The organism is Tropicimonas omnivorans, from assembly GCF_031846565.1.
Lineage (GTDB): Bacteria > Pseudomonadota > Alphaproteobacteria > Rhodobacterales > Rhodobacteraceae > Tropicimonas_B > Tropicimonas_B omnivorans.
Window position 1 is genome coordinate 1 of record NZ_JAVRHL010000020.1, and the last position, 281, is coordinate 281.

General features: G+C 67.3%; 1 protein-coding gene. It reads right to left on the reverse strand.

Translation table 11 applies throughout. The features are described from left to right. A partial coding sequence (locus RM543_RS18905) for a hypothetical protein (RefSeq protein ID WP_311694480.1) occupies nucleotides 1–281 on the reverse strand: 281 nt, incomplete at both ends.

Below are 281 nucleotides of genomic sequence, written 5' to 3' on the forward strand. Positions count from 1 at the left end.
CGCCTTCGGAGATGATGTTCGCACGCTGATCCAGCGTCGCGCCGGACGTATTCGTCACGCCGCCCTCGCGCGCCGTCAGCTCGGCATAGATCTCGGCCGTACCGTCATTCTTCAACGACAGGACGTTCTGCGCCGCCCCGACGGAGTAGGTGCCGGCATTCGTCACCACGCCCACCGTATCCGCGGACGCCGCGATGAAGCGCGCGTCCTCGAGGATGTCGATCGCGCCGGTGTCGAAGAGGGTGCCGCCATCGATTGTGCGCAGCGTCCCCGCGGTCACC